The sequence below is a fragment of the Rhodobacter sp. P2_H5 genome (assembly GCF_056403335.1).
Map to the genome: position 1 here is coordinate 1 of NZ_JBFUFS010000046.1, position 1,756 is coordinate 1,756.

1 protein-coding gene and 1 pseudogene are annotated in these 1,756 nt (G+C 64.0%); both read right to left on the minus strand.

The features are described 5' to 3' along the window. A partial coding sequence (locus AC1DVR_RS23295; protein WP_478003007.1) for a sulfotransferase family protein occupies positions 1–512 on the minus strand: 512 nt, incomplete at its 3' end. A 391-nt stretch (positions 513–903) separates the two neighbouring features. Beyond that, positions 904–1,756 (minus strand): annotated as a pseudogene (locus AC1DVR_RS23300) (hypothetical protein); the annotation flags it as partial.

Consider the following 1,756-nt stretch of genomic DNA (forward strand, 5'->3'; position numbering starts at 1 on the left):
GGCTTCCACTCCAGGAAGCGGCCAGGGGCAACGCCGGTGCGAACCGAGGCGTTATGACGTTCGTAGGCCGCTATCACTGTCTCTCGGTCGCTGCAGTCCGGCGAAAAACGTAACGACATCATTTCAGAGATCATGCCGGACGATACCGCCAGCGGATCCGTGGGCGACACTGGCTGGCGGTTCTTTTCGAAAATTGTTGCGTTGGCGCTTCGCCACCAGGCTTCCGCTGATTCACGAACCGTCAGGACAACAAGCGCATCGGGAAACAACGCACTCAATTCCCGCCAGAAGGCACCACCTGGCCAGTCGACGGTGGCGGCGTAACCTTTCATGACAGCCTTCAAGTCGGCTGGTTCGCCCCGAAGAGCCGATCGCCACACCTCGACATGCTCGGGATGACTGTAAACCTCGTCCATGTGATAGCATGGGGCTTCGAGCAGCAATTCCAGAGCCGTCTTCAGCGATGTTGTCCCGGTTCGTCCCAGTCCAGCGCCGACCACCCTCAAGGTCATTCTCGCCTCCCTTCGAACACTGCGTCGACAATGGCAGGATGCCCAGATTCAGTTCTGACATCCGCCCTCTGACGACCGCTTCGGAGTAAGAATTGCGCCGGGACCGGTCATTGGCAAGTCCGATCACGCTGTCGGCGCTCCCGGGATGGGGATAAGGAAAGAATGAATTCCGAGCGCACAGAGGTTCATGGAACCCCGCCATCTCTCAAAGCGAAAGTTGCTGCGAAGCCCGATCACGGTCTGCTTTCCCGGCCAAACCTGGTGACTAGGTCCGTGCGCGCTTCATACGACCATAAGATGGATCAATTCGCTCGAAAATTTGGCCGAGCAGCCACCAAACCGCCGAAGTCGCCAACTCGGTGCGTGCTTGAGGTCACAGTGGCGCCCTCGGTCAGTCTTCCTCGACCTCGGCGCGAAGATAGATGTCGTCCGGGCAAACCGCTGTCGGAGCCATGCCGCGCTGCGGGTCCGAAAGGTATTCGTCTATGTGCGAGGTGCCGGCCGTCTCACCCAGAAAGCCTTGCATCCGACCCGCAGCCTCGGTCAGGCTTTCGGCATGCAGAAGGCCTTCGGAGACATAGGCCGCGAAGGTCTCAATCACACGACCCGCCAGACCGGCCGTCGCATCGGGGTCGAGCCGCGTGGTGCCCGTCGCATCCAGCCGCAGGGCATGGGCGAGCGCGGTCGTGACGATCTCCAGCGCCACTTGCGCGTCGCTCTGGCCCTGCGCCCAGCGGCTGACCGCCAGAAGCCTGCCGGCATCGGTCAGTTCGAAGCCGAGAAGGCTCAGCGTTTCGGTCAGGCCATCCAGCCGGTCGGAGGCCGGAACCTGAAACCCGGCGTCGAGCGGCGCGCCTCCCAGGGTCTCGGTGAAGTCCGAGAGCATGAAGCGGCGCGGCTTCTTGGGCGGGGCAGGGGGCAGGGCCCGGGCCGCGACGGTATCGGCGTCAGGCGGCAGGTCAGGGCTGGCGGCTTCGGGGGCGTTCAGCGGCAGGGGATCCGGAACCACGACATCGACGGCTTCGGGCTGCGCCGGGTCCGGCTGGTGGGGCGGGGGCAGGATCTCTTCGGCGACCGGAACGGCTTCGGCTCGCACCGGCGCTGCCACCTCTGCGGCGATCTTGCGCCCATATTCGGTGACCCGCACCCAGAGTGTCTCGCGCGCGCCGAAGAGGCGGGCGAAGAACCCCGGCCGGACCGGGCTCTCTTCGATCAGGCCCTGCTGACACAGGTGCAGATAGGGC